At 57.7% G+C, this 22,828-nt stretch carries 19 protein-coding genes; 9 read left to right on the top strand and 10 right to left on the bottom strand.

Features of this window, described 5'->3' with window-relative positions:
• Nucleotides 1–2 precede the first annotated feature (2 nt).
• The 4 genes from glgC (at nucleotide 3) to HFD95_RS17090 (ending at nucleotide 6,417) form a co-directional block, all read left to right on the top strand.
• Nucleotides 3–1,295, top strand: coding sequence for a glucose-1-phosphate adenylyltransferase (gene glgC, locus HFD95_RS17075; protein WP_010253246.1), 1,293 nt, complete (start codon nucleotides 3–5; stop codon nucleotides 1,293–1,295).
• A 63-nt stretch (nucleotides 1,296–1,358) separates the two neighbouring features.
• Nucleotides 1,359–2,792: a glycogen synthase GlgA gene (glgA, locus tag HFD95_RS17080; protein ID WP_010253243.1), complete on the top strand. Its 1,434-nt coding sequence runs from the start codon at nucleotides 1,359–1,361 to the stop codon at nucleotides 2,790–2,792.
• Between the two features lie 19 nt (nucleotides 2,793–2,811).
• The gene (gene glgP, locus HFD95_RS17085; protein WP_010253240.1) at nucleotides 2,812–5,259 is read left to right on the top strand and encodes a glycogen phosphorylase; all 2,448 of its coding nucleotides are present in this window, start codon (nucleotides 2,812–2,814) and stop codon (nucleotides 5,257–5,259) included.
• 222 nt (nucleotides 5,260–5,481) lie between these two features.
• Nucleotides 5,482–6,417 carry a LysR family transcriptional regulator gene (locus HFD95_RS17090; protein WP_010253237.1) on the top strand — a complete coding sequence of 312 codons (936 nt, stop codon included), beginning with the start codon at nucleotides 5,482–5,484 and terminating at the stop codon, nucleotides 6,415–6,417.
• Here the strand turns inward: HFD95_RS17090 and mdcH are convergent.
• The 9 genes from mdcH to glpD form a co-directional block, all read right to left on the bottom strand.
• The gene (gene mdcH / locus HFD95_RS17095; RefSeq protein ID WP_167430536.1) at nucleotides 6,398–7,300 is read right to left on the bottom strand and encodes a malonate decarboxylase subunit epsilon; all 903 of its coding nucleotides are present in this window, start codon (nucleotides 7,298–7,300) and stop codon (nucleotides 6,398–6,400) included. The genes HFD95_RS17090 and mdcH overlap by 20 nt on opposite strands.
• Complete coding sequence (locus HFD95_RS17100; protein ID WP_167430537.1) at nucleotides 7,297–7,917, bottom strand: malonate decarboxylase holo-ACP synthase; 621 nt, start codon at nucleotides 7,915–7,917, stop codon at nucleotides 7,297–7,299. The genes mdcH and HFD95_RS17100 overlap by 4 nt, the downstream gene beginning before the upstream one ends.
• Nucleotide 7,918: 1 nt before the next feature.
• On the bottom strand, nucleotides 7,919–8,878 hold the full coding sequence (locus HFD95_RS17105; RefSeq protein ID WP_010253228.1) for an AEC family transporter: 960 nt from the start codon (nucleotides 8,876–8,878) through the stop codon (nucleotides 7,919–7,921).
• 133 nt (nucleotides 8,879–9,011) lie between these two features.
• Nucleotides 9,012–9,812 carry a biotin-independent malonate decarboxylase subunit gamma gene (gene mdcE / locus HFD95_RS17110; RefSeq protein WP_167430538.1) on the bottom strand — a complete coding sequence of 267 codons (801 nt, stop codon included), beginning with the start codon at nucleotides 9,810–9,812 and terminating at the stop codon, nucleotides 9,012–9,014.
• Nucleotides 9,812–10,645 (bottom strand): biotin-independent malonate decarboxylase subunit beta, encoded by an 834-nt coding sequence (locus HFD95_RS17115; protein WP_031592682.1) that lies wholly within the window; start codon nucleotides 10,643–10,645, stop codon nucleotides 9,812–9,814. Before HFD95_RS17115 ends, mdcE begins: the two co-directional genes overlap by 1 nt.
• A complete protein-coding gene (gene mdcC, locus HFD95_RS17120; RefSeq protein ID WP_010253220.1) occupies nucleotides 10,638–10,937 on the bottom strand; it encodes a malonate decarboxylase acyl carrier protein in 300 nt (99 codons plus the stop codon). Before mdcC ends, HFD95_RS17115 begins: the two co-directional genes overlap by 8 nt.
• Before the next feature lie 8 nt (nucleotides 10,938–10,945).
• Nucleotides 10,946–11,806 carry a triphosphoribosyl-dephospho-CoA synthase gene (locus tag HFD95_RS17125; RefSeq protein ID WP_050680525.1) on the bottom strand — a complete coding sequence of 287 codons (861 nt, stop codon included), beginning with the start codon at nucleotides 11,804–11,806 and terminating at the stop codon, nucleotides 10,946–10,948.
• Nucleotides 11,806–13,461 carry a malonate decarboxylase subunit alpha gene (gene mdcA, locus HFD95_RS17130; RefSeq protein WP_010253213.1) on the bottom strand — a complete coding sequence of 552 codons (1,656 nt, stop codon included), beginning with the start codon at nucleotides 13,459–13,461 and terminating at the stop codon, nucleotides 11,806–11,808. The genes HFD95_RS17125 and mdcA overlap by 1 nt, the downstream gene beginning before the upstream one ends.
• 381 nt (nucleotides 13,462–13,842) lie before the next feature.
• Nucleotides 13,843–15,348, bottom strand: coding sequence for a glycerol-3-phosphate dehydrogenase (glpD, locus tag HFD95_RS17135; RefSeq protein WP_167430539.1), 1,506 nt, complete (start codon nucleotides 15,346–15,348; stop codon nucleotides 13,843–13,845).
• 227 nt (nucleotides 15,349–15,575) lie between these two features.
• Between glpD and glpE the strand changes: the two genes are divergently transcribed.
• From glpE to malQ, 5 genes are all read left to right on the top strand, one after another.
• Nucleotides 15,576–15,902: a thiosulfate sulfurtransferase GlpE gene (gene glpE, locus HFD95_RS17140; RefSeq protein WP_010253207.1), complete on the top strand. Its 327-nt coding sequence runs from the start codon at nucleotides 15,576–15,578 to the stop codon at nucleotides 15,900–15,902.
• 29 nt (nucleotides 15,903–15,931) lie between these two features.
• On the top strand, nucleotides 15,932–16,753 hold the full coding sequence (glpG, locus tag HFD95_RS17145) for a rhomboid family intramembrane serine protease GlpG (RefSeq protein WP_010671549.1): 822 nt from the start codon (nucleotides 15,932–15,934) through the stop codon (nucleotides 16,751–16,753).
• Between the two features lie 31 nt (nucleotides 16,754–16,784).
• The gene (locus HFD95_RS17150) at nucleotides 16,785–17,543 is read left to right on the top strand and encodes a DeoR/GlpR family transcriptional regulator (protein WP_010253201.1); all 759 of its coding nucleotides are present in this window, start codon (nucleotides 16,785–16,787) and stop codon (nucleotides 17,541–17,543) included.
• A 155-nt stretch (nucleotides 17,544–17,698) separates the two neighbouring features.
• On the top strand, nucleotides 17,699–20,104 hold the full coding sequence (gene malP, locus HFD95_RS17155) for a maltodextrin phosphorylase (protein WP_167430540.1): 2,406 nt from the start codon (nucleotides 17,699–17,701) through the stop codon (nucleotides 20,102–20,104).
• A 9-nt stretch (nucleotides 20,105–20,113) separates the two neighbouring features.
• On the top strand, nucleotides 20,114–22,195 hold the full coding sequence (malQ, locus tag HFD95_RS17160; RefSeq protein ID WP_167430541.1) for a 4-alpha-glucanotransferase: 2,082 nt from the start codon (nucleotides 20,114–20,116) through the stop codon (nucleotides 22,193–22,195).
• A gap of 35 nt (nucleotides 22,196–22,230) precedes the next feature.
• On the opposite strand, the gene nfuA is transcribed toward malQ, so the two are convergent.
• Nucleotides 22,231–22,806 carry a Fe-S biogenesis protein NfuA gene (gene nfuA / locus HFD95_RS17165; RefSeq protein ID WP_010253194.1) on the bottom strand — a complete coding sequence of 192 codons (576 nt, stop codon included), beginning with the start codon at nucleotides 22,804–22,806 and terminating at the stop codon, nucleotides 22,231–22,233.
• Between the last annotated feature and the right edge of the window lie 22 nt (nucleotides 22,807–22,828).

Here is a 22,828-nt window from a genome sequence, read left to right on the forward strand (position 1 = left end):
ACATGGTTAAGTTAGATAGAACAGATCACCTGATGCTGGCCCGCCAGCTCCCTACACAGACGGTTGCTCTGATCCTCGCCGGCGGACGCGGCACGCGCCTGGTCGATTTAACGGCCAAACGTGCCAAACCGGCGGTGCATTTCGGCGGCAAGTTCCGCATTATCGACTTTGCCCTCTCCAACTGCGTCAACTCCGGTATCCGACGGATTGGCGTGATTACTCAGTATCAGTCTCATACCCTGACTCAGCACATCCAGCGTGGCTGGTCGATCTTCAATGAAGAGATGAATGAGTTTGTCGATTTGCTGCCAGCGCAGCAGCGATTTTCGACCGAACAGTGGTATCGCGGGACGGCCGATGCCGTGACGCAAAACCTTGATGTGATTCGCCGCTATCAGGCGCAGTACATCGTGATCCTCGCCGGGGACCACATTTATAAGATGGATTACTCACGCATGCTGCTGGATCACGTGGTCAACGAGGCGAAATGTACCATCGCCTGTTTACCGGTGCCGGTGCATGAAGCCACGGCGTTTGGCGTGATGGCGGTGGACGAAGAGAACATGGTGATCGATTTCGTGGAGAAACCCGCGAAACCGCCCACCATGCCGGGTGATGACACCCAGGCGCTCGCCAGCATGGGGATCTACGTTTTCAATGCAGACTATCTCTATGAACTGCTGGAAGAGGATCTGCAGACGCCAGGCTCTAACCACGACTTCGGCAAAGATATCCTGCCGAAAATCGTGGCAAGCGGCGAAGGCTATGCGCACTCCTTTGCGCTCTCCTGCGTACAGAACGACGACAATGCGCCGCCTTACTGGCGCGACGTCGGGACGCTGGAAGCTTACTGGCGCGCCAATCTCGACCTGGCATCGGTGATGCCTGAACTCGATATGTATGACGTCACCTGGCCGATTCGTACCCACATGGAGCCGCTGCCGCCGGCCAAATTTGTTCAGGATCGTTCCGGCAGTCACGGGATGACCATGAACTCGCTGGTCTCGGGGGGCTGCATCATCTCCGGTTCAGTGGTGGTCAATTCGGTGCTGTTCCCGCGGGTACGCGTTAACTCTTTTTGCAATATAGATTCAACTGTACTGCTGCCTGATGTGGTAGTGGGCCGATCGTGTCGTCTGCGTCGCTGCGTCATTGATCGTGCCTGCGAGTTACCGGAAGGCATGGTCATTGGCGAAAACCCGGATGAAGACAGTCGCCGGTTTCACCGTTCGGATGAAGGCATCGTACTGGTAACCCGCGCCATGCTGGCCAGGCTGGCCAAAGCGGGGCTGTAAGCGATAAGCGAAACTTACGCAATCGGCACGCGGAGCGTGTCGGATAACTTAATGAGGTCGAGGATGCAGGTTTTACATGTCTGTTCGGAACTTTTCCCGCTGCTAAAAACGGGCGGACTGGCTGATGTAGTCGGGGCATTACCTCAGGCACAAATTGCGGGCGGCACGGATACGCGGGTACTACTGCCCGCTTTTCCCGCATTGCGCAAAGGCATACCTGATCTCCAGGTCGTGACAGAGCGAGAAACATTTGCCGGTCATGTACGTCTGCTATTTGGTGAATTTAACGGTGTGGGCATCTACTTGATTGATGCTCCCGGCCTCTACGATCGTCCCGGTAGTCCCTACCATGACGAATCGCAGTTTGCGTATGTCGACAACTATCTGCGCTTTGCGCTGCTGGGCTGGGTTGGCTGTGAACTGGCGTGCGGCATGGACGCGATGTGGCGTCCCGATATTGTGCATGCCCATGACTGGCACGCAGGCCTGACCTGCGCCTATCTGGAAGCGCGTGGTCGTCCGGCTAAATCGGTCTTCACCGTGCACAACCTGGCGTATCAGGGGCTGTTCATGGCGCACCACATGGAAGAGATTGGCCTGCCATGGTCGTTCTTTAACATGCACGGGCTGGAGTTCTTCGGTCAGATCTCCTTCCTGAAAGCGGGACTTTTTTACGCCGACCATATCACGGCGGTCAGCCCGACTTACGCCCATGAAATTACCTCTGCCGAATATGCTTACGGCATGGAAACCCTGCTGGCACAGCGGATGCGTGAAGGCCGTCTTAGCGGCATTCTCAACGGCGTTGATCCCTCTATCTGGGATCCGGCGCACGATCTGCTGCTCAGCGCGCGTTATAACCGCGACACGCTGGAAGCAAAAGCGGAGAACAAACGCCAGCTGCAGGTGGCGATGGGTCTGAAGGTGGATGATAAAGCGCCGGTGTTCTGCGTGATCAGCCGTCTGACCAAACAGAAAGGGCTGGACCTGGTGCTGGAGGCGCTGCCCGGCTTGCTGGCGCAGGGCGGTCAACTGGTGCTGCTGGGCCAGGGCGATGCTGAACTGCAGCAGGGCTTCCTGGCGGCGGCGGCAGAGCATCCGGGCAGCGTCGGCGTGCAGATCGGCTATCACGAAGCGTTCTCACACCGCATTGTCGGCGGCGCGGACGTGATTGTGGTGCCGAGTCGCTTTGAGCCCTGTGGTCTGACACAACTTTATGGCCTCAAGTATGGTACGTTGCCGTTAGTGCGTCGCACCGGCGGGCTGGCCGATACCGTGAATGACAGCTCACTGGAGAATCTGGCCGACGGCATCGCCAGTGGATTCAGTTTTGAAGATGCCAACGCCTGGTCACTGCTTCGGGCTATCCGGCGCGCGTTTGTGTTGTGGTCCCGTCCTTCGCTCTGGCGCTATGTTCAGCGCCAGGCAATGGCGATGGACTTTAGCTGGCAGGTGGCAGCACAAGCCTACCGCGATCTCTACCAACGTTTGATGTAACGGATTGGGAAAACTGGATATGAATGCACCTTTCACTTACGCCTCACCAACGTTGACGGTTGATGCCTTAAAGCATTCGATTGCCTATAAATTGATGTTTACCATCGGCAAAGATCCCTCTATCGCCAATAAGCATGAGTGGCTTAACGCCTCACTGCTGGCGGTGCGCGACCGGATGGTGGAGCGCTGGCTGCGTTCCAGCCGTGCTCAGCTTTCTCAGGATGTCCGGCAGGTCTATTACCTGTCGATGGAGTTCCTGATGGGCCGCACGCTGGGCAATGCGCTGCTGGCGATGGGGATTTATGACGATCTCAACCAGGCGCTGGATGAGATGGGTCTGGATCTGGCCGAGCTGATGGAAGAGGAGAACGATCCGGGGCTGGGCAACGGTGGTCTGGGTCGCCTGGCGGCCTGTTTCCTCGACTCGCTGGCGACGCTGGGCATGCCGGGCCGTGGCTATGGCATCCGGTATGATTACGGCATGTTCAAACAGAACATTGTGGAAGGTGAGCAGAAAGAGTCGCCGGATTACTGGCTTGAATATGGTAATCCGTGGGAATTCCAGCGTTTCAATACCCGTTACAAAGTGCGCTTTGGTGGCCGCGTCCAGCACGAAGGCGCGAAAGTGCGCTGGCTGGAGACCGAAGAGATCCTGGCGATGGCCTATGACCAGATCATTCCGGGCTTTGACACCGACGCTACCAACACCTTACGGCTGTGGGGCGCGCAGGCCAGCAACGAAATCAACCTCGGCAAGTTCAACCAGGGCGACTACTTTGCGGCGGTGGAAGATAAAAACCACTCCGAGAACGTGTCGCGCGTGCTCTATCCGGATGACTCGACCTACTCAGGCCGCGAGCTGCGCCTGCGTCAGGAATATTTCCTGGTCTCCGCGACGGTGCAGGACATTCTGAATCGTCACTGGCGGATGCATCAGACCTGGGACAACCTGGCGGATAAAATCGCTATTCACCTGAATGATACCCATCCGGTGCTGGCGATCCCCGAACTGATGCGCCTGCTGATCGACGATCATAAATTCAGCTGGGACAACGCTTTTGACGTCTGCTGTCAGGTCTTCTCCTACACCAACCATACGCTGATGACCGAAGCGCTGGAAACCTGGCCGGTTGATATGATCGGCAAGATCCTGCCGCGTCACCTCAGCATTATTTTTGAAATTAACGACTTCTTCCTTAAGACCATTCAGGATCACTATCCCGATGACCTGGATCTGCTGTCGCGCATTTCGATCATCGACGAAAACGATGGCCGCCGGATACGCATGGGCTGGCTGGCGGTGGTGGTCAGCCACAAAGTAAACGGCGTTTCGGAGCTGCACTCCAACCTGATGGTACAGTCGCTGTTTGCCGATTTCTCCCGTCTGTTCCCTGGTCGCTTCTGTAACAAAACCAATGGCGTTACGCCGCGCCGCTGGCTGGCGCTGGCGAACCCGGCGCTGTCAGAGGTGCTGGATGAGGAGATTGGCCGCAACTGGCGCACCGATCTCAGCCAGCTGGGCGAGCTTAAGGCGCAGATCGACTATCCGGCGTTTATCGAAAAAGTGGCGGTCGCTAAGTATCAGAACAAGCGTCGGCTGGCCGACTGGGTGGCGAAGAATCTGGACGTGGTGCTCGACCCGAACGCGCTGTTTGATGTGCAGATCAAGCGCATTCACGAGTACAAACGCCAGTTGCTCAACGTGCTGCATGTGATCACCCGATACAACCGTATCAAGGCCGATCCCCAGGCGGATTGGGTGCCACGCGTCAATATCTTTGCCGGTAAAGCGGCATCGGCTTACTACGTTGCCAAGCACATCATTCATCTGATCAACGATGTCGCCAATGTGATCAACAACGATCCGCAGGTGAAGAACAAACTTAAAGTGGTCTTCATCCCGAACTACAGCGTGAGCCTGGCGCAGATCATTATTCCGGCGGCCGATCTCTCTGAGCAGATCTCTACCGCAGGGACGGAAGCGTCCGGCACCAGTAATATGAAGTTTGCGCTGAATGGCGCGCTGACCATCGGAACGCTGGATGGGGCCAACGTTGAAATGCTGGATCACGTCGGTGAAGAGAACATCTTCATTTTCGGTAATACCACGCCCCAGGTCGAAGCCCTGCGTAAAGGGGGCTATAACCCGCGTGACTATTATGAAAAGGATGAAGAGCTGCATCAGGTGCTGACTCAGATTGCTTCCGGTCTGTTCAGTCCGCAGGATCCGGGCCGCTACCGCAATCTGTTCGATTCACTGGTCAACTTCGGCGATCACTACCAGTTGCTGGCGGATTATCGCAGCTATGTGGATACCCAGGATAAAGTGGATGCGCTCTACCGTAAACCGGATGAGTGGCAACGCCGCGCGGCTAAAAACATCGCCGGAATGGGCTACTTCTCGTCGGACCGTACGATTCAGGAGTACGCTGATGAGATCTGGAATATCTCGCCAGTAAGGTTGTAAGGCGCGTGCAGTCAGGTTTCTGACTTTCTTTGCGGCCGAGGGATCGGCCGCACTCTCCTGTGCTCTCTTTGCTCACCGTCTATCCCGCTCCTCTTTCAGAAGGTTCAGCCTCTTATCGCCTCTGCGTCCGTAAGTGCCTCTTGTGCGAGCCAGATCATTACACCCTGGCTGAGAATCGCTACTATGCGGGAAAGCAAAATGACCCTACAGGCAACAGCAGCAATGAGTGACAACATCAACCAGGAAATTACCTTCCGTAAACTCAGCGTCTTCATGATGTTTATGAGCAAGGGCAATATCGCCCGTACGGCGGAAGCGCTGGCGCTGAGCAGCGTCAGCGTGCATCGCGCACTGCATACGCTGGAAGAGGGCATCGACTGCCCGCTGTTTATCCACAAGGGCCGCAACCTGGTGCCGCTACCTGCCGCCTGGACGCTGCTGGACTACTGTCGCGATGTGACCACCCTGATGGGCAAAGGCATTGAAGAGGCGCGCAAAGTCGCAGGCATCGGCGGAGGGCGTCTGCGACTTGGCACGCTCTACTCCCTGACGCTGGAGACCATTCCCCGGCTGATCATGGGCATGAAGCTGCGTCGGCCCACGCTGGAGCTCGATCTGACCATGGGTTCTAATCAAATGCTGCTGAATATGCTTGAAGATGACGCGCTGGATGCGATTCTGATCGCCACCGATGACGGCGAACTCAGCGACGCGCATTTTGATGTGATTCCACTGTTTGAGGACAGGATCTTTCTGGCCACACCGGCCGGTGAGACGCGGGACGGAGCTGGTCCGGTGGATCTGCGTGATTATGCCGACCGTGATTTTGTCTCGCTGGCTGAGGGGTTTGCCACCTATGCCGGTTCGCAGGAGGCGTTCCAGATAGCCGGATTTGAACCGCGCATGGTCACCCAGGTGAATGACATCTTCTCGATGATAAGCCTGGTGCAGGCGGGCGTCGGCCTGGCACTGATCCCGGGACGGATGAAGAAGGTGTATGAAAACAACATTCAGCTGCTGACGCTCGCTGAGCCTTACCAGATGCGTCAGCAGATCTCGATTGTCTACTCACATCGCCGCGAACGGGATAATGACCTGCTGGCACTGGCGGCAGAAGGGCGGATGTACGCCCGCAGCCTTACTGACTCAGCCGTTTAACCAGATGGAGTGCAACCTCAACGCTGTTTCGCTCCAGACAAATCGCGTCGCCCTGCCAGCCCGCCTGAAGCGTCAGGCCGGTCAGCACATTGCCAGGCGGCATCTCAATCGCCAGTCGGGCATCGCGCTGATTGGCTGAAACCATCGCATCATTCCACTGCACCGTACGCGCCATATTAAAGGCAAGATCGTCGGCAATCTTCTCCGGCTCCCAAATCACGCGTCCGGTTGAACCGCTGAGGTAAGCGCAATGGGGACGGGAAAGGCTGACGGACCCGAATGCGCGCGCCAGTTCTGCGGCGGGCTTATCCAGCAGCGCGCAGTGCGACGGCACGCTCACCGCGAGTTTAATCGCTTTGCTGGCACCGGCATCCAGCGCTTTCTGCGCGACTACCGCCATATCCTCGTCGCGGCCAGCAATCACAATCTGCGTTTCCGCATTCAGGTTGGCGATATAGGTGTTGCTGCCGGGCAGCAGTTTCTCCAGACGACTCAGCGTCAGGCCGGTGATGGCGGTCAGGCCATATCCCTCCGGATAAGCCTGCTCCATCAGATCGCCGCGCAGTGCCACCAGCCGCAGAGCATCACTGAAATCCAGCGCGCCGGAAATCACCGCAGCAGGAAACGCACCAATCGACAGACCGCTGACGATATCGGGTTTCACCCCACGGCGGATCAGCTCGCGCGCCCAGGCGACACCGCAAATCAGCAGACTGAGCTGCACGGCGCGCGTGTGGCGCAGTGCATCGGCACTGTCGAGCTGGTCAGTCTCGTCGCCCAGCACTGCACGCACGCTGTTTAACAGGGCGTCGCTGTCGGGAAGGTGCTGTAACATCCCGGCACGCTGAGTGCCCTGGCCGGGAAAGGTAAAGAGTATTTTCATTGTAGCTCCCTGCTCCAGGGTGAAGCGGTCAGTATCGGCCCGGTAACGGTTTTAACCAGCGCGCGGCCTTCACGCAGCCACTCGCTGAGGGCAAACGCGCCGGACGGCGTTTCTATCTGCGTATCGACCCGACAGGCCAGCGTGTCGGTTTGCGCCTGCCAGCGTTGCAGCGCATCGCGCGCCAGCGGCTCTGGCGCGCGAATAACTAAATCAAGATCGCTGGCGGCATGCAGCGTGGGTTGCTGAGTTGCCAGTGCGTAACCGGTACTGCCGGTAATGCCCCAGCGCCACGGCCAGTCGTGCTCACTGAGGGCAATCGCCGCGCCGACCGGCGCATAAGCGGTGAACGGCGAGGCAAGCAACTGCGCACGCGCTGCCAGCATCTCCGGTGTGACAACGCGAACGATGTCCGCTGCATTGACCCATCCGGCGGCGCGCTGTTCGCGGCTCTCGCCGCGCACACCCACCGGTATCAGCCCGGTTTCGCTCCGGTCGCGCCGCACCACGACCGGAAGGCCGGGATGCCAGAACTGACTGACCCAGCTCTCACTGATGGCGGCTAAGGCGTTGCCGTCTCGCAGCCAGAGCAGATCGTGGGGGCGCGGTACAGAGCTCATATTACATTCCTGATGTCAGCGTAATGAACAGCGGTAATGACAAAATACAGAGAATAGAACTGAGCAGCAGCACAGCCTCTGCATCCGGCGACTGCACGCCAAAGCGGTTGCCAAACACCACCCCGAAGAAACCGGCGGAGAGCGCAATCATCAGAATGGCGGTAATTGCCACCGGACCGCTGAGACCCAATGCCAGCACCAGACCCCAGGCGATAAAGGGCTGAATCAGCAGTTTAGTTACCGTGCCGACGCCCACCACCGCGTTGAGTTTCAGTTTGCGTGCCGACAGGATGACACCGGTCAGGAAGAGTGCAGCGGCGGTGGCAGCCAGACCCAGCGGTTTGATGGCAGCCAGCACCAGATCAGGCATTTTAACGCCCAGCGCTGATAACACCACGCCAATCAACGGTCCCAGTACGATCGGTTTTTTCACTGAACGCCACATCAGAATCGGCAGCATGGTCAGGGTTGAACCGTGTTCGGTGCCGTCGGCAAACGCTTTTTCACGTTCCAGAATCAGCAGGCAAAGTGGTGTAAGCAGCACTGAACCACAGGCGATGGAGACCGCTACCGAGAGCGAAGTGGCACCATTTTCACCCAGCACGCTGGCCAGAATGGGCAGGCCCAGCGCGGCGTAATTTGGCAGCGCAACCGTCAGCGTCAGCACAGCCGCATCCTGCGGTGACTTTTTGAAAACTTTTGTAGCCGCGAAATAGACAGCTCCATAGGTAATCCACATTGCGCCGGTAATAACCACAATCAGCGGCCATTGCGCCACGATGCCCGGCCAGGGCGTTTGTACCGTGGCACTGAACAGCGCGGCGGGCAGCGCAAAATCCATGACGAAAATATTCAGCAGAGAGACGTCTTTGTTGTTGACCATTCCGGCCTTACCGGCCCAGAAACCCAGAAGCATGATGACAAAAATCGGAGCAAGGGCATGAACAATTATATAAATCATAAATCACCTGTATTTAAGAAAGAATTTTCTGTTAACAGCGATGTTTATAATTCTGAACACGGCCACTGCCCCGGGGCGCACTTAGCAATGCGCCCCGTCAGACCGGTTTCGGCAGGTTTATTTTTTTATTTAATTACCAGGTTGCGCGCATCCGCTCGCGAACCAGGGAGGAGCTGTGGCGATTGGATGCGCCCAGCCGGTTTTTCAGGCTGGGATCCTGACGCGCATCGCTAATGGCTTTCTGCAACGCGATCTCGACCATCGCCACATCGGCGTCAGAAGGCGCATCGGGATTGGCCACGTTCAGCAGATCGGAGAGCAGACCCAGCGTGGCGAAGTTATTCACGTCATAGGCCATCGGCGGAATGGTCGCCGCCAGTTTCTCCAGCGCCTCCACCGAACGCAGCGTGATACGCGCGGCGGACTCTTTACCCATCGCGTGCACCAGCACACCCTGATCGTTGAGCGCAATCAGGCAGTTGGCCTGATAACCGTGCGCCAGGAAGGCGCCAGACATCGCTTTGCCAACAATCAGCCCAATCACCGGATGACCCGCAAGGCGTGCTTTGGCATAAGCGCCCGCAGCCCCGGCCAGCGCCTGATGAATACCGAACGCCTCTTCGCGACGGCCATAGGCCTGACTCGGCACGTCGATCACCGCCACAATCGGGCGTTTCACGTCGCTGTTCTTGTCCTCTTCCAGCGTTTCATTCACCACTTTCGCCAGCGTCCAGCCTTCCAGCAGACCGACTTCGCCCTGCGCGGCACGCGGATAGTGGTTTTGTGCATCGGGCACCACGGCGATAAAGCGCACGCTTTCGCCATTGAGCTGGCCGTCCGCCACCTGGACAGAGGCGCACAGGCCGCTGAGGCGCTGCGCATCAGGTGCAAGTTTTTCCAGCCAGGTTGCACCGCGGCTGTTTGTCTGGGTCATTATTTATCCTCCCGGGCGAAAAGCTGTTTAATCTGCGCCGTGTCCGCTTGCTGACGGGTGTCGAACTGTGTCAGACGTGGCAGGAAATCGGCATACTTATCGCTGCGGTGCTGCGCCGGAACGCCTTTGGCGATGCAGTCATTCATCGCACTCTTAACCGCATTGACGCCATCACCGACCAGCGCATCGACCAGGCCGCTGGCGTAGCGGATTTCACCGCCAGTCATGCTCCAGATAAACGGGCGATCGCGCGAGTCATACTCTTCAATGCCCGCTTCCTGCTCAATCACCTGCGGACCGTTCAGCCCCAGGCGCGCTTCACGCGTCACAATCAGGTAGCTGCACAGCGCAGCGGCGATGGACATCCCGCCAAAGCAGCCGACGGTACCGGCAATAATGCCGATAACCGGGGTATAGCGGCGCAGATCGACAATCGCGGCATGAATATCGGCAATCGCCGCCAGCCCCAGATTGGCTTCCTGTAAACGCACGCCGCCGGTTTCTAGGCAGAGCACCGCCTGAGTGGGTATTCCATTGCGGTTATCTTCGGCTGCCAGTTCCAGCGCCGCCGCCATTTTGGCACCGGAGACTTCGCCCATGCTGCCACCCTGGAAGGTGCCTTCAATGGCGATAACCACCGCAGGCTGCCCGTTCAGCGTGCCGCGTGCCACCACCATGCCGTCATCTGACTGCGGCACCACACCCTGCGGGGCCAGCCACGGCGACATGATGCCTTCGAAAGGATCCAGCAGTTCGCGATAGCTGCCGTCGTCCAGCAGTGCACGGGCGCGCTCACGGGCGCGTAATTCAATAAAACTGGCATCGTTACGCATGGCTCACCTCCTCAAAAACCTGTTCAATACGGATACGCGCCACGCCGGGTGTCGCGCCGAAATCGTGAATAATCAGCTTTCCGGCAGGCAGACCGTTGGTTAAATTCAGGCGGTCAAACAGCGCCTTCCAGCGGGCGTCGCTGTTATCCAGTGAGGTGGTGATATCAATGCTAAGCGTTTGTCCTTCAGTTGCGGTGTACAGCACTTCCATATCACCGGAACCAACGACCCCTGCCAGAGCTTTACCGCTGAGTGAGCGGTTAGCAGGTAAAGATAATGTGATGTGTTCCATAATGGCCTCTAGAAATAAGAATGTTCAGGGGAACAGACCCGATCAATAAACAGCGTCGCGGCCAGCAAATCGGCGGCCCCGCCAGGCGAAGCGTTGAGCGACAGCATGCGCTGATCGAGCTGCGCCAGCGCCTTCTGGCCGCCTGCTGTGCGACAGCCGCCAGACAGCAGCACGGCGCGTGCTCCCTGCTGCATCGCTTTCAGTCCGGTCATACCGGCCCGTGACAGCACGCAGGTATCGCTGAGCGAGGTCATGATCGCCATCAGCGCATCAAGGCGGGCTTCATTTTCACTGGCACCCGTTGCACGACTGGTCAGCAGCTGCGGCAGCGCCAGCTTCATCACGTGAGGAAACGCCTGTTGCGCCTCTTCGCGTGCGCCGGGCACCTGATAGCGATGCGTCGCTTTTAACCCTTTGCTGAACAGTTTTGGTGCGGCGCGGTCGGGCAGGCTGGCCAGCGCGGCTGCTGTGCGGGTCAGCTGGTCGGCACTGGCCGCGCCACCGTGCATGGCTGCAGCACTGACCAGCAGTCCCAGCGCCCAGATCGCACCCCGATGGGTGTTGACGCCGCCGGTTGCCGCCATCATCTGCTGTTCACCGTCACGGCCCAGCCGACCCACCGTTTCGCGCAGGGCAATATCAGCAGGGCGCAGCCAGCTGTGACGGGCCAGCGCCAGAAAGGTCGGCACAAGGCTGTGAGCGGAACGCTCCATCAGCGCCAGCGTCAGGTCCTGATGCGCGCCGTTTCCCCGACTGTCTACCAGACCCGGCTTGGGGCTTAGCCGCGCTTCATCGGTCAGACAATCGCGCGCAATCATCGCCAGCTGGCTGGCCTGCGCCTCGGTTTGAGTCTGCGACAGAAGTTTCATTACCAGCTCCGGAATTTTGCCGGTGGGTTATAAAGACCACCCGACCATTCCACCAGGTCAGAGACGCTGCTGGCGGCGAGCAGTGAGCGGGTCGCATCTGAACGACGAATGCCCATATCTTCCGGATAGACCACTTTGCCGCTTTTACGCAGGGCCGCCACGCGCGCCGCATCGACGCCAAGGCCGATATCGGTGATACCGGCTACCGCAGCGACCATCGCACGGCGCTCTTCAAGGCTTTCCGCGCGATAGAGATAGGCAATACCCTCTTCGGTCAGCACATGGGTGACGTCATCGCCATAAATCATCACCGGTGCCAGCGGCATACCGGTCGATTTCGCCACTTCAACGGCATCTAGCGTTTCAACAAAGGTCGGTTTGGCACCGGCCTGGAAGGTTTCCACCATCTGAACCACCAGTTTTTTACCGCGCTGCATCGGATCCGGTTCGGTGATCATATTGAGCCATGCAGGCGTGGCATGGCGTCGGCCGTGCGGATCGTGGCCCATGTTAGGCGCACCGCCGAACCCAGAAAGGCGACCGCGGGTCACGGTTGAGGAGTTTGCCAGGCCATCGACCTGCAGGGTGGCACCGATAAACATATCCACCGCATACTGACCTGCCAGCTGACAGAAGGCGCGGTTAGAGCGCATAGAGCCGTCGCTGCCGGTGAAGAAGATATCGGGACGGGCGCGAATGTACTCTTCCATGCCCAGTTCGCCACCGAAGCAGTGCACGCTTTCAACCCAGCCGCTCTCAATCGCCGGGATCAGCGTCGGATGCGGGTTAAGGGTCCAGTGCTTACAGATTTTGCCTTTCAGGCCGAGTTGTTCGCCGTAGGTAGGCAGCAGCAGTTCGATCGCGGCGGTGTTAAAACCGATACCGTGGTTAAGTGACTGCACCTGATGTTCGGCGTAAATGCCTTTAATCGCCATCATCGCCATCAGGATATGTTCCTGTTTAATCAGGCGCGGATCGCGGGTAAACAGCGGTTCGATAAAGAAAGGTTTATCGGCTACGACGATGTAATCGATCCAGGAGCCGGGAATATCGACGCGGGGCAGGTCGGTCTCGTCATCGACCAGCTCATTTACCTGGGCAATCACGATACCGTCACGGAACGCGGCGGCTTCCACCAGGGCAGGCGTATCTTCAGTACTCGGGCCGGTGTAAAGGTTGCCTTTGCGGTCAGCTTTATAACCGGCAATCAGCGCGACGTTTGGACTCAGATCGACATAAAGGCGGGAATAGAGTTCGATATAGGTGTGGATTGCGCCTATTTCCAGCTGACCATCTTCTAACAACTGAGAAATACGCAGACTTTGCGGACCGGAAAAAGAGAAGTCGAGTTTACGCGCAATGCCTTTTTCGAAAATATCCAGATGCTCACTGCGACCCACGCTCGGCATAATCATATGCAGGTCGTGTACTATCGCCGGATTAACCTCAGCCAGGGTACGTGATAAAAAATCGGCCTGCTTCTGGTTATTCCCTTCCAGTACCACCCGGTCGCCCGGTGCAATCAGTTTTTCAAATGCTTCTACAGCTCTTTCAGTAGGAATGACTTTGCCATCAACAGGGAAGGATGCCAGACGACGCGCTTTTTCACTGCGGCGTGTGTTCCATTCCCGGGCAGGCGTTTGGCCTGTGTTCATTTCAACCTCCTGATTAAAATAACGGTTGTTTCGTTTTTACTGAGGAAAGTTTGTGCTTTCTGATGATGTCGTTCAATTAAGCAAAAAGCCTGAACGTTATATTTACAGTAACAATAGGATGTGAACGTTTTGATATGCGAAGCAGAAGGAGTTGAGTTTAGGCGCTGACCAAAAATGTGATCGCATAAACGGATTTCTGTATAAAAAATGGTTTGAGTCTGGCATTTTTAATAAAAAGTTCGTCGTACAAAAATAAACTCTGCTACACGCTGAAAAGCGCAACCTGTCGGATCAGCACCCGGATTCACCGACCCGCTATCGCAGACATAAAAAAAGCAGGCCGAAGCCTGCTTTCTGATTCTTTAGTTAGTTACTGTCCGTTTATGATGCCAGCGACAGGGCGGGTTTAGCTTTCGCTGCCAGCCACTCGGTGACTCGCGCCTGCTGCTCTTTGGTCAGCCACATGCCCTGTTTGGTACGACGCCAGATAGCATCATCCAGCTCACGAACCCACTCATGCTGCACCAGGTAGCGTAATTCTGCTTCGTAAAACTCGTGACCGAAGTTCTCGCCCAGATCGTCCAGGCTTTTCGCGCCAGCCAGCAGGGTTTCAGTGCTGCTGCCGTAGGTGCGCGAGAAGTGGCGCGCCATATTTTCACTGATAAACGGATAGCGACGACGCAGGCTGGCCGCATAATCTTCACGGGTGCCGGAGATATTTCCGCCTGGCAACACGCAGTTCTTCGTCCATGCCGGGCCCGCGTTCGGGTAGTACTTCGCCAGTTTCTCCAGCGCATGTTCTGCCAGCTTACGGTAGGTGGTCAGCTTGCCGCCAAACACCGACAGCAGCGGAGCCTGACCATTATCGTCGCGCACATCCAGGGTGTAATCACGAGTTATCGCCTGTGGCGAATCGGATTCGTCATCACACAGCGGACGGACACCGGAATAGGACCAGACGATATCGTCAGCGGTCAGCTGCTTTTTAAAGTGTCCGTTGAACACTTTCAGCAGATAGTCGGTCTCGCTGTCATCAATATTGACGTTTTTCGGATCGCCTTTGTACTCGACGTCGGTGGTACCGATGATAGAGAACTCATCCATCCACGGGATGACAAACACGATGCGGTTATCTTCGTTCTGCAGAATGTAAGCCTGCTTTTCGGTATGGACGCGTGGCACCACGATGTGGCTGCCCTTGATCAGGCGAATACCGTAAGGTGATTTCAGCTTCAGGCTGTCGTCGAACAGCTGTTTGACCCACGGGCCGGCAGCATTGACCAGGCCTTTCGCCTGCCAGATAAAGGTTTTACCGCTGTCGACATCTTCCGCTTCGACCTTCCACAGGCCGCCTTCACGCCAGGCACGGGTCACGCGGGTGCGGGTACGGACTTCGCCGCCACGCTTCACGACTTCCTGTGCGTTCAGTACCACCATGCGGGCATCATCGACCCAGCAGTCAGAATATTCGAATCCGCGCGTAATTTCCGGCTTCAGGGCCGAATCCGCGCCAAATCGCAAACTTTTACTGCCTGGCAGACTGGTACGCTTGCCAAGATGGTCATACATAAACAGGCCGGTGCGAATCATCCACGCCGGACGCAGATGCGGACGGTGCGGCAGACGGAAGCGCATCGGGAACGCCAGATGCGGAGCCATTTTCAGCAGCACTTCACGCTCGGCCAGTGCTTCACTGACCAGACGGAATTCGTAATGTTCAAGGTAGCGCAAGCCGCCGTGAATCAGTTTTGAACTGGCAGAGGAGGTCGCGCAAGCCAGATCCCGCGCCTCCAGCATTAACACCGACAGTCCGCGTCCTGCAGCATCTGCTGCAATGCCGGCACCGTTGATGCCGCCGCCGATCACGATCAGGTCTTTGGTTTCCACGTCATCTCCTCCGATGTTCGGAATAGTTCACTAATGTTCGTTTTCGAGCATAATCATAATCGCAAACCAACATTGACGCCAGCTTTTAACCAGGTAAAAACATTTTTGCGTGATATAGCTAACATTCTGCCCACCAAAAAAACCGATAGCCGTAACGATTGTCAGGTTATCGGCGTCGATTCTCGGGTTACACTACGCGCTATTGTGACGCTGTTATGAGAGATCCCATGGAAACGTTCGAATGTATTGATGTGCAGCAGGCGCAGGCGCGTCTGGCGCAGGGTGCGCTGCTGGTAGATATCCGCGATCCGCAAAGTTATGCCCTGGGTCATGCGGCGGGTGCGTTGCATCTGACCAACAGCAACCTCAGCGATTTTGTCAGCGGCGCCGATCACAGCCTGCCGGTGCTGGTGATGTGCTATCACGGCAACAGCAGCAAAAGCGCGGCACAATATCTGCTGGGACAGGGCTTCAGCGCGGCGTACAGCATTGATGGCGGCTTTGATGCCTGGCGTGCTGCCTTTCCTCAGCAGGTTGCCCTCGGCAGCGAATAGATTGCCGCTCGTCACATGGAGAGTTACTGATGCGCATTACTCAATTTAATCAGCCCCGCATGGCGCAGGCCTTTGTTGACTACATGGCGACGCGGGGCATCACGCTGCGTATTGAGCATGAAAATCACTACGTCATCATGCTGGATGATGAGAGCAAGATTTCACTGGTCGAAAACGAACTTCAGCAGTTTTTGCACGACCCTAACCATCCGCGTTATCAGGCCGCCAGCTGGCATAGCGGAAAAACTGACAGTGGCCTGCGCTATGAGCGCAGCAATATCTGGGCGAATATCCGTGAGCGTGCCGGTCCGCTGACCATGACGCTGATGGTGCTCTGTATCGCGATATTTATTCTGATGCAGGTCATGGGCGATCGCACCGTGATGGCCTGGCTCTCCTGGCCGGATGCCGATCAGCATCTTCAGGTCTGGCGCTGGTTCAGCCATGCGCTGCTGCACTTTTCACTGCTGCACATTCTGTTTAATCTGATGTGGTGGTGGTATCTGGGCGGCGCGGTTGAGAAGCGACTTGGCAGCGGCAAACTCTTTGTCATCCTGCTGATTTCGGCTCTGCTCAGCGGCTGGCTGCAGGCGAAGTTCAGCGGCATCTGGTTTGGTGGCCTGTCGGGCGTGGTCTATGCCCTGATGGGTTACTGCTGGCTGCGCGGGGAGCGCGATCCCGACAGCGGCGTCTATCTTGAACGGGGATTGATCGGTTTTGCCCTGGTCTGGCTGGTGATTGGCTGGTTTGGCGTCTTTGGTCTGGCTATTGCCAACGCGGCGCACGTCGCCGGTCTGGTGGTCGGACTGGCGATGGCGCTGGTGGATACGCGTAAAGTCACGCGTCGTTAGACAGGATTATGCGGGTTAACAGGAGAGGAACGTGAAGCAGACGCAACGTCATGACGCGATTATCGATTTAGTCCGTCGTCAGGGATATGTCAGTACTGAGGAGCTGGTGGATCATTTTGAGGTCAGCCCGCAAACCATTCGTCGCGATCTCAACGATCTGGCCGATCAGAACAAAATTCAGCGTCACCACGGCGGCGCGGCGCTTCCCTCCAGCTCTGAGAATACCGCCTGGCACGACCGTAAAATGATGTGGTCAGCGGAAAAAGCGCGGATTGCCCAGCGCGTGGCCAGCCAGATCCCGGATGGTGCTACGCTGTTTATCGATATCGGCACCACGCCGGAAGCGGTGGCGCATGCGCTGCTCAACCACAGCGATTTGCGCGTGGTCACCAATAACCTTAACGTCGCCATGCTGCTGATGGATAAACCCGATTTCCGGGTCATTATCGCGGGCGGTGAAGTGCGGACCCGTGATGGCGCAGTAATGGGTGAAGCGACGCTCGACTTTATTTCTCAGTTCCGGCTCGACTACGGCATTCTGGGGATCAGCGGCATCGATATGGATGGTTCGCTGCTGGAGTTTGACTATCACGAAGTCCGCACCAAGCGCGCCATCATTGAAAATTCACGCTGCGTGATGCTGGTGGTGGATCACTCGAAGTTTGGCCGGAACGCCATGGTCAACCTCGGCAACATGAGTCTGCTTGACTACCTCTACACGGACAAAACGCCGCCTGCCAGCGTAATGAAGGTGATTGAGCAGCATGAGGTTCACCTCGAACTCTGCTGATTCCTGCCACGCCAGCCTCCCGGCTGGCGTTTTTCTTTGATTGCTGTCGCTTTTTTCCTCACTCCCGTCTTTACTTAACGGTTGCTGGCACCCGGTTGCCAGCCCGTGCGCTTTCTATTTTTGCTTCACCTCATTGCGTAACAGAAGGGAGTGATATGCCGCAGCAAAAATTTAATAAAGCCCGTTTTAATGCCGCCTTTACCCGCCAGTGGCAACAGTTAAGTCTCCGTTCCGCCCAGCAGATGACCCCGCACCAGGCGTGGCAGGCGGTCAGCGCGGCGCTGGCGGAGCTACTGGACGCACAACCGGCACCGCGTCCGGCTGTGCAGCAGCGTCACGTTAATTACCTCTCAATGGAGTTTCTGATTGGCCGTCTGACCGGCAACAACCTGCTCAATCTCGGCTGGTATAACGACGTCAAAGCGGCGCTGGCTGAGCACGAGTTCGATTTAACGGAACTGCTGGAGCAGGAGGTCGATCCGGCGCTGGGTAACGGCGGGCTGGGACGACTGGCCGCCTGCTACATGGATTCGATGGCAACGGTGGGGCAGTCCGCCACCGGCCACGGACTGAATTACCAGTACGGCCTGTTTCGCCAGTCTTTCGATGATGGCCAGCAAATTGAAGCGCCCGACGACTGGCAGCGTGAACGCTATCCCTGGTTCCGCCACAACGCGGCGCTGGATGTGGAAGTCGCGATGGGTGGCCGGGTAGAAAAGCAGGAAAACGGCGGTGTACGCTGGCTGCCCGATTTTACGCTGCGCGGCGAGGCCTGGGATTTGCCGGTAACCGGCTACCGCAACGGCGTGACGCTGCCGCTGCGTCTGTGGCAGGCAGTGAGCGCGCATCCGTTTGATCTCACGGCGTTTAACGACGGCAATTTTCTGCAGGCGGAGCAGCCCGGCATCGAGGCGGCAAAACTGACCAAAGTGCTCTATCCCAATGACAACCATCAGGCCGGCAAGCGGCTGCGCCTGATGCAGCAATATTTCCAGTGCGCCTGTGCGGTGGCGGATATCCTGCGTCGTCACCATCTGGCGGGACGCAGCATTCACAGCCTGCCTGACTTCGAAGTGATTCAGCTCAACGATACACATCCCACCATCGCCATCCCGGAGATGCTGCGCGTGTTGCTGGATGAGCATCAGCTGAGCTGGGATGAGGCGTGGCAGATCACCAGCCGGTTGTTTGCCTACACCAATCACACGCTGATGCCGGAGGCGCTGGAGCGCTGGGATGAGAAGCTGATGCGCAGTCTGCTGCCGCGCCATATGCTGATCATCAAAGAGATCAACCAGCGGCTGAAAAAGCAGGTGAAGCAGCGCTGGCCGGATGACAAAGCGATGTGGCACAAGCTGGCGGTGGTCGCTGACGGTCAGGTGCGGATGGCGAATCTCTGCGTCGTCAGCGGGTTTGCGGTCAACGGCGTGGCGGCGCTGCACTCAAGCCTGGTGGTCAGCGATCTTTTCCCGGAATATCACCAGCTCTGGCCGCAGAAATTCCACAACGTCACCAACGGCATCACGCCACGCCGCTGGCTGAAGCAGTGTAATCCGGCGCTGGCCGGGCTGATTGATGAGACGCTGAAAACCGAGTGGGCCAATAATCTTGAGGCGTTAAGCGGTCTGGAGGCCTATGCCGACGATCAGGCGTTTCGTCAGCGCTATCGCAGCATCAAACAGCAGAACAAAGCGCAGCTTACGGAGTATATCGCCCGCCACACGGGGATTATTGTTAATCCGGCTGCGCTGTTCGATGTGCAGATCAAACGACTGCATGAGTACAAGCGCCAGCACCTCAGCCTGCTGCATATTCTCTACTGCTATCAGAAGATCTGTAATAACCCGGAGGATGTCACCTTTACGCCACGCGTGTTCCTGTTCGGGGCCAAAGCCGCGCCGGGCTATTATCTCGCCAAAAATATTATTTACGCCATTAACAAGGTAGCGGAGGTGGTGAACAACGATCCACGCGTCGGCGACCGACTGAAAGTGGTGTTTATCCCCGACTACCGCATCACCGTGGCCGAACTGATGATCCCGGCGGCCGATCTCTCAGAGCAGATCTCCACCGCCGGATATGAAGCTTCCGGCACCGGCAACATGAAGCTGGCACTGAACGGTGCGCTGACGATTGGCACGCTGGATGGCGCCAATGTCGAGATTGCCGAACAGGTGGGTGAGGAGAATATCTTTATCTTTGGTCACACCGTGGATGAGGTCAAAGCGCTCAAGGCGAAAGGCTATAACCCGAAAAAGGTGCGTAAGCAGAACAAGCCGCTGGACGATCTACTGAAATCGCTGGAGAAGGGCAAATTCAGCAACGGGGATAAACATGCGTTTGACCTGATGCTGGAGAGCCTGACGAAACATGGCGATCCCTGGCTGGTGCTGGCCGATTTCCAGGCCTATATCGAGGCGCAGCAACGGGTGGAAGCCCTGTGGCGCGACCCGGAAGGCTGGACCCGCGCCGCCATCCTCAATACGGCACGAACCGGCATGTTCAGTTCGGACCGGTCAATTCGTGACTATCAGCAACGTATCTGGCAGGCACCGCGCTAAGGAGCAGCAATGAAGCAACATTCACTCGGTCAGGCCGCCCGTGCCGCGGGAATTTCACTGGACTACATCAACGTCAATGGCGAGAAAGAGGCGATCAGCGATGAGACCCTGCAGGCGCTGCTGGCGGTGATGGACGATCCGCAGGACGCAAAAAAATCGCCTCTGCCGCCGGTCGCGGTGTTCAGCGGCAGTGGCAAGCGACAGCTGACGCCACAGGGCAGCGGCGTTTACCGCTGGCAGTTGCAGACTGAAAACGGCAAACAGCACAGCGGCGAGTTAACCGCCAGTGAGCCTTTTACACTGCCTGGCCCGCTGGCGCAGGGGTACCACCAGCTCACACTCAGTAAGGGCAAAAAAAGCTGGCAGACGCGGATTATCGTCGCGCCGCGCCGCTGCTATCTGCCTCCGCCGCTGGAGGCGGGGGAAAAACGCTGGGGTGCGCTGGTGCAGCTCTACACCGTGCGCTCTGAACAGAACTGGGGCATCGGCGACTTCGGCGATCTCGATCAGCTGCTGGTGCAGCTGGCTGAACGCGGTGGCGATTTCGTCGGGCTGAATCCGCTGCATGCGCTCTATCCCGCCAGCGCCGGTTTCGCCAGTCCGTATAGCCCGTCGTCGCGCCGCTGGCTGAACGTGATTTATATCGACGTCAGTCAGGTAGCCGATTTTCAGCAAAGCGCGGCGGCACAGAAGTGGTGGAAAAGCGCCAGAACCCGGAAGGCGCTGACCAAAGCGCGTGAGGCGGAGCTGGTTGACTACGAGGCCGTAATGGCGCTTAAGCTCGCTGCGCTGCGGCACGCCTGGGCACACTTTCAGGCGCGAGACAGCCAGAGCGAAGAGCATCAATCCTGGGCGGCCTTTGTGCATGAAGGCGGCGACAGCCTGCGTTATCAGGCCGCCTACGACGGCATACAGCTGGAGCGACGGGCAGATAAGGCGCAGCAGGGCGGCTGGCCTGCGTGGCCGGAAGGGTGGCGCAACAGCCAGTTGCCGGAGGTGCAGCAGTGGTGTGCACAGCATGAAGAGGAGATCGCTTTCTGGCAGTGGCTGCAATGGCTGGCGCAGCAGCAGTTCTCTGGCTGCTGGACGCACAGTCAGGCGCTGGGCATGAGCGTCGGACTCTATCGTGACCTGGCAGTGGGCGTGGCGGAAGGCAGCGCGGAAACCTGGCACGACCCGGAGCTTTACCGCCTCAAGGCCTCGGTGGGTGCGCCGCCTGACCGTCTTGGTCCGCTGGGACAAAACTGGGGCTTACCGCCGATGGATCCGCATGTCATGAAGGCGCGCGGCTACCAGCCATTTATCGACATGCTGCGCGCCAATATGCGCGACTGCGGCGCGTTGCGCATCGATCATGTGATGTCACTGCTGCGTCTGTGGTGGGTGCCTGCCGGGGAGACGGCGGATAAAGGCGCCTATGTGGCCTATCCGGTCAACGATCTGCTGGGCATCCTGGCGCTGGAGAGCCACCGGCTGCGCTGCATGGTGATTGGCGAAGACCTGGGCACCGTCCCCCAGGAGATTGTCAGCCTGCTGCGTAAAAGTGGCGTCTTTTCATGGAAGGTGCTCTGGTTTGAGCAGGAGAAGGATGAGCGCTATCGCGCGCCGCAGGACTATCCGCGCCAGTCTATCGCCAGCGCCAGCACGCATGATCTGCCTACGCTGACCGGCTTCTGGGAGCAGGGCGACCTGGCGCTGGGTGAGAAGATTGGCCTCTATCCGGGCGATGCGGTGAAAGCGTTACATCAGCAGCGCGCCGCGCAGAAGCAGGCGCTGCTGGATGCGCTGCATCAGGCGGGCGCCTTACCGGCACGCAGCCAGAAGAAGGCAGAGAAGCTCACCATGACGCCTGCGCTGAATCGGGCAATACATCGCTTCCTGGCGGATACCGACAGTGCGCTGCTTGGCCTGCAGCCTGAGGACTGGCTTGGCATGACCACGCCGGTCAACGTCCCGGGCACGGTGGAGCAGTACCCTAACTGGCGACGCAAGCTGAGCAAAACGCTGGAGGAGATCTTTGCGGACAAAGAAGTGAAGGCACTGCTGAAGGTGGTCAGCCAGCAGCGTCAGTCAGGACAGAAAGGGCAATAACAGAAGCGCGGCAGCCAGGCTGCCGCGCTTAATCATCAGTAGAACGAGTGTTCACCGCGCTGATGCTCAGTAATATCCCGCACGCCTTTGAGTTCCGGGAAGGCGGCCAGCAGCTCTTTCTCGATACCATCTTTCAGGGTCACGTCGATCATCGAACAGCCGTTACAGCCGCCGCCAAACTGCAGAATGGCGTAGCCCTCATCGGTGATCTCCATCAGCGACACGCGACCGCCATGGCCGGCCAGCTGTGGGTTGATCTGCGCCTGAAGCAGATACTCAACGCGCTCAACCATTGGCGCATCATCAGAGACTTTACGCATTTTGGCATTCGGCGCTTTCAGCGTCAGCTGTGAACCAAGATTGTCGGTAACGAAGTCAATTTCAGCATCTTCCAGATACGGCTTGCTCAGTTCATCAACGTAAGCAGAGAGCTTTTCGAACTTCAGTTCGGTGTCAGTAGCTTCAACGGCATCGGGCGGACAGTAAGAGACGCCACACTCGGCTGTTGGCGTACCCGGGTTAATCACGAATACGCGAATCTGGGTGCCATCTTCTTGTTTGGATAGCAGTTTAGAAAAATGTTCCTGGGCAGAGTCAGTAATTCGGATCATGTCGATTGCTCAATAGTTGACT

Origin of the sequence: Pantoea sp. EKM10T, assembly GCF_011800685.1 — a bacterium.
Lineage (GTDB): Bacteria > Pseudomonadota > Gammaproteobacteria > Enterobacterales > Enterobacteriaceae > Pantoea > Pantoea agglomerans.

Bases quoted from the DNA above. Each gene is read 5' to 3' on its own strand.
- glpE (WP_010253207.1), top strand. From the start codon at position 15,576: ATGGAAACGTTCGAATGTATTGATGTGCAGCAGGCGCAGGCGCGTCTG.
- mdcA (WP_010253213.1), bottom strand. From the start codon at position 13,461: ATGAACACAGGCCAAACGCCTGCCCGGGAATGGAACACACGCCGCAGT.
- HFD95_RS17115 (WP_031592682.1), bottom strand. From the start codon at position 10,645: ATGCGTAACGATGCCAGTTTTATTGAATTACGCGCCCGTGAGCGCGCC.
- nfuA (WP_010253194.1), bottom strand. From the start codon at position 22,806: ATGATCCGAATTACTGACTCTGCCCAGGAACATTTTTCTAAACTGCTA.
- HFD95_RS17125 (WP_050680525.1), bottom strand. From the start codon at position 11,806: ATGAAACTTCTGTCGCAGACTCAAACCGAGGCGCAGGCCAGCCAGCTG.
- glgA (WP_010253243.1), top strand. From the start codon at position 1,359: ATGCAGGTTTTACATGTCTGTTCGGAACTTTTCCCGCTGCTAAAAACG.
- HFD95_RS17090 (WP_010253237.1), top strand. From the start codon at position 5,482: ATGAGTGACAACATCAACCAGGAAATTACCTTCCGTAAACTCAGCGTC.
- glgC (WP_010253246.1), top strand. From the start codon at position 3: ATGGTTAAGTTAGATAGAACAGATCACCTGATGCTGGCCCGCCAGCTC.
- mdcE (WP_167430538.1), bottom strand. From the start codon at position 9,812: ATGACCCAGACAAACAGCCGCGGTGCAACCTGGCTGGAAAAACTTGCA.
- malP (WP_167430540.1), top strand. From the start codon at position 17,699: ATGCCGCAGCAAAAATTTAATAAAGCCCGTTTTAATGCCGCCTTTACC.
- malQ (WP_167430541.1), top strand. From the start codon at position 20,114: ATGAAGCAACATTCACTCGGTCAGGCCGCCCGTGCCGCGGGAATTTCA.
- HFD95_RS17105 (WP_010253228.1), bottom strand. From the start codon at position 8,878: ATGATTTATATAATTGTTCATGCCCTTGCTCCGATTTTTGTCATCATG.
- mdcC (WP_010253220.1), bottom strand. From the start codon at position 10,937: ATGGAACACATCACATTATCTTTACCTGCTAACCGCTCACTCAGCGGT.
- mdcH (WP_167430536.1), bottom strand. From the start codon at position 7,300: ATGAAAATACTCTTTACCTTTCCCGGCCAGGGCACTCAGCGTGCCGGG.
- glpG (WP_010671549.1), top strand. From the start codon at position 15,932: ATGCGCATTACTCAATTTAATCAGCCCCGCATGGCGCAGGCCTTTGTT.
- HFD95_RS17100 (WP_167430537.1), bottom strand. From the start codon at position 7,917: ATGAGCTCTGTACCGCGCCCCCACGATCTGCTCTGGCTGCGAGACGGC.
- glgP (WP_010253240.1), top strand. From the start codon at position 2,812: ATGAATGCACCTTTCACTTACGCCTCACCAACGTTGACGGTTGATGCC.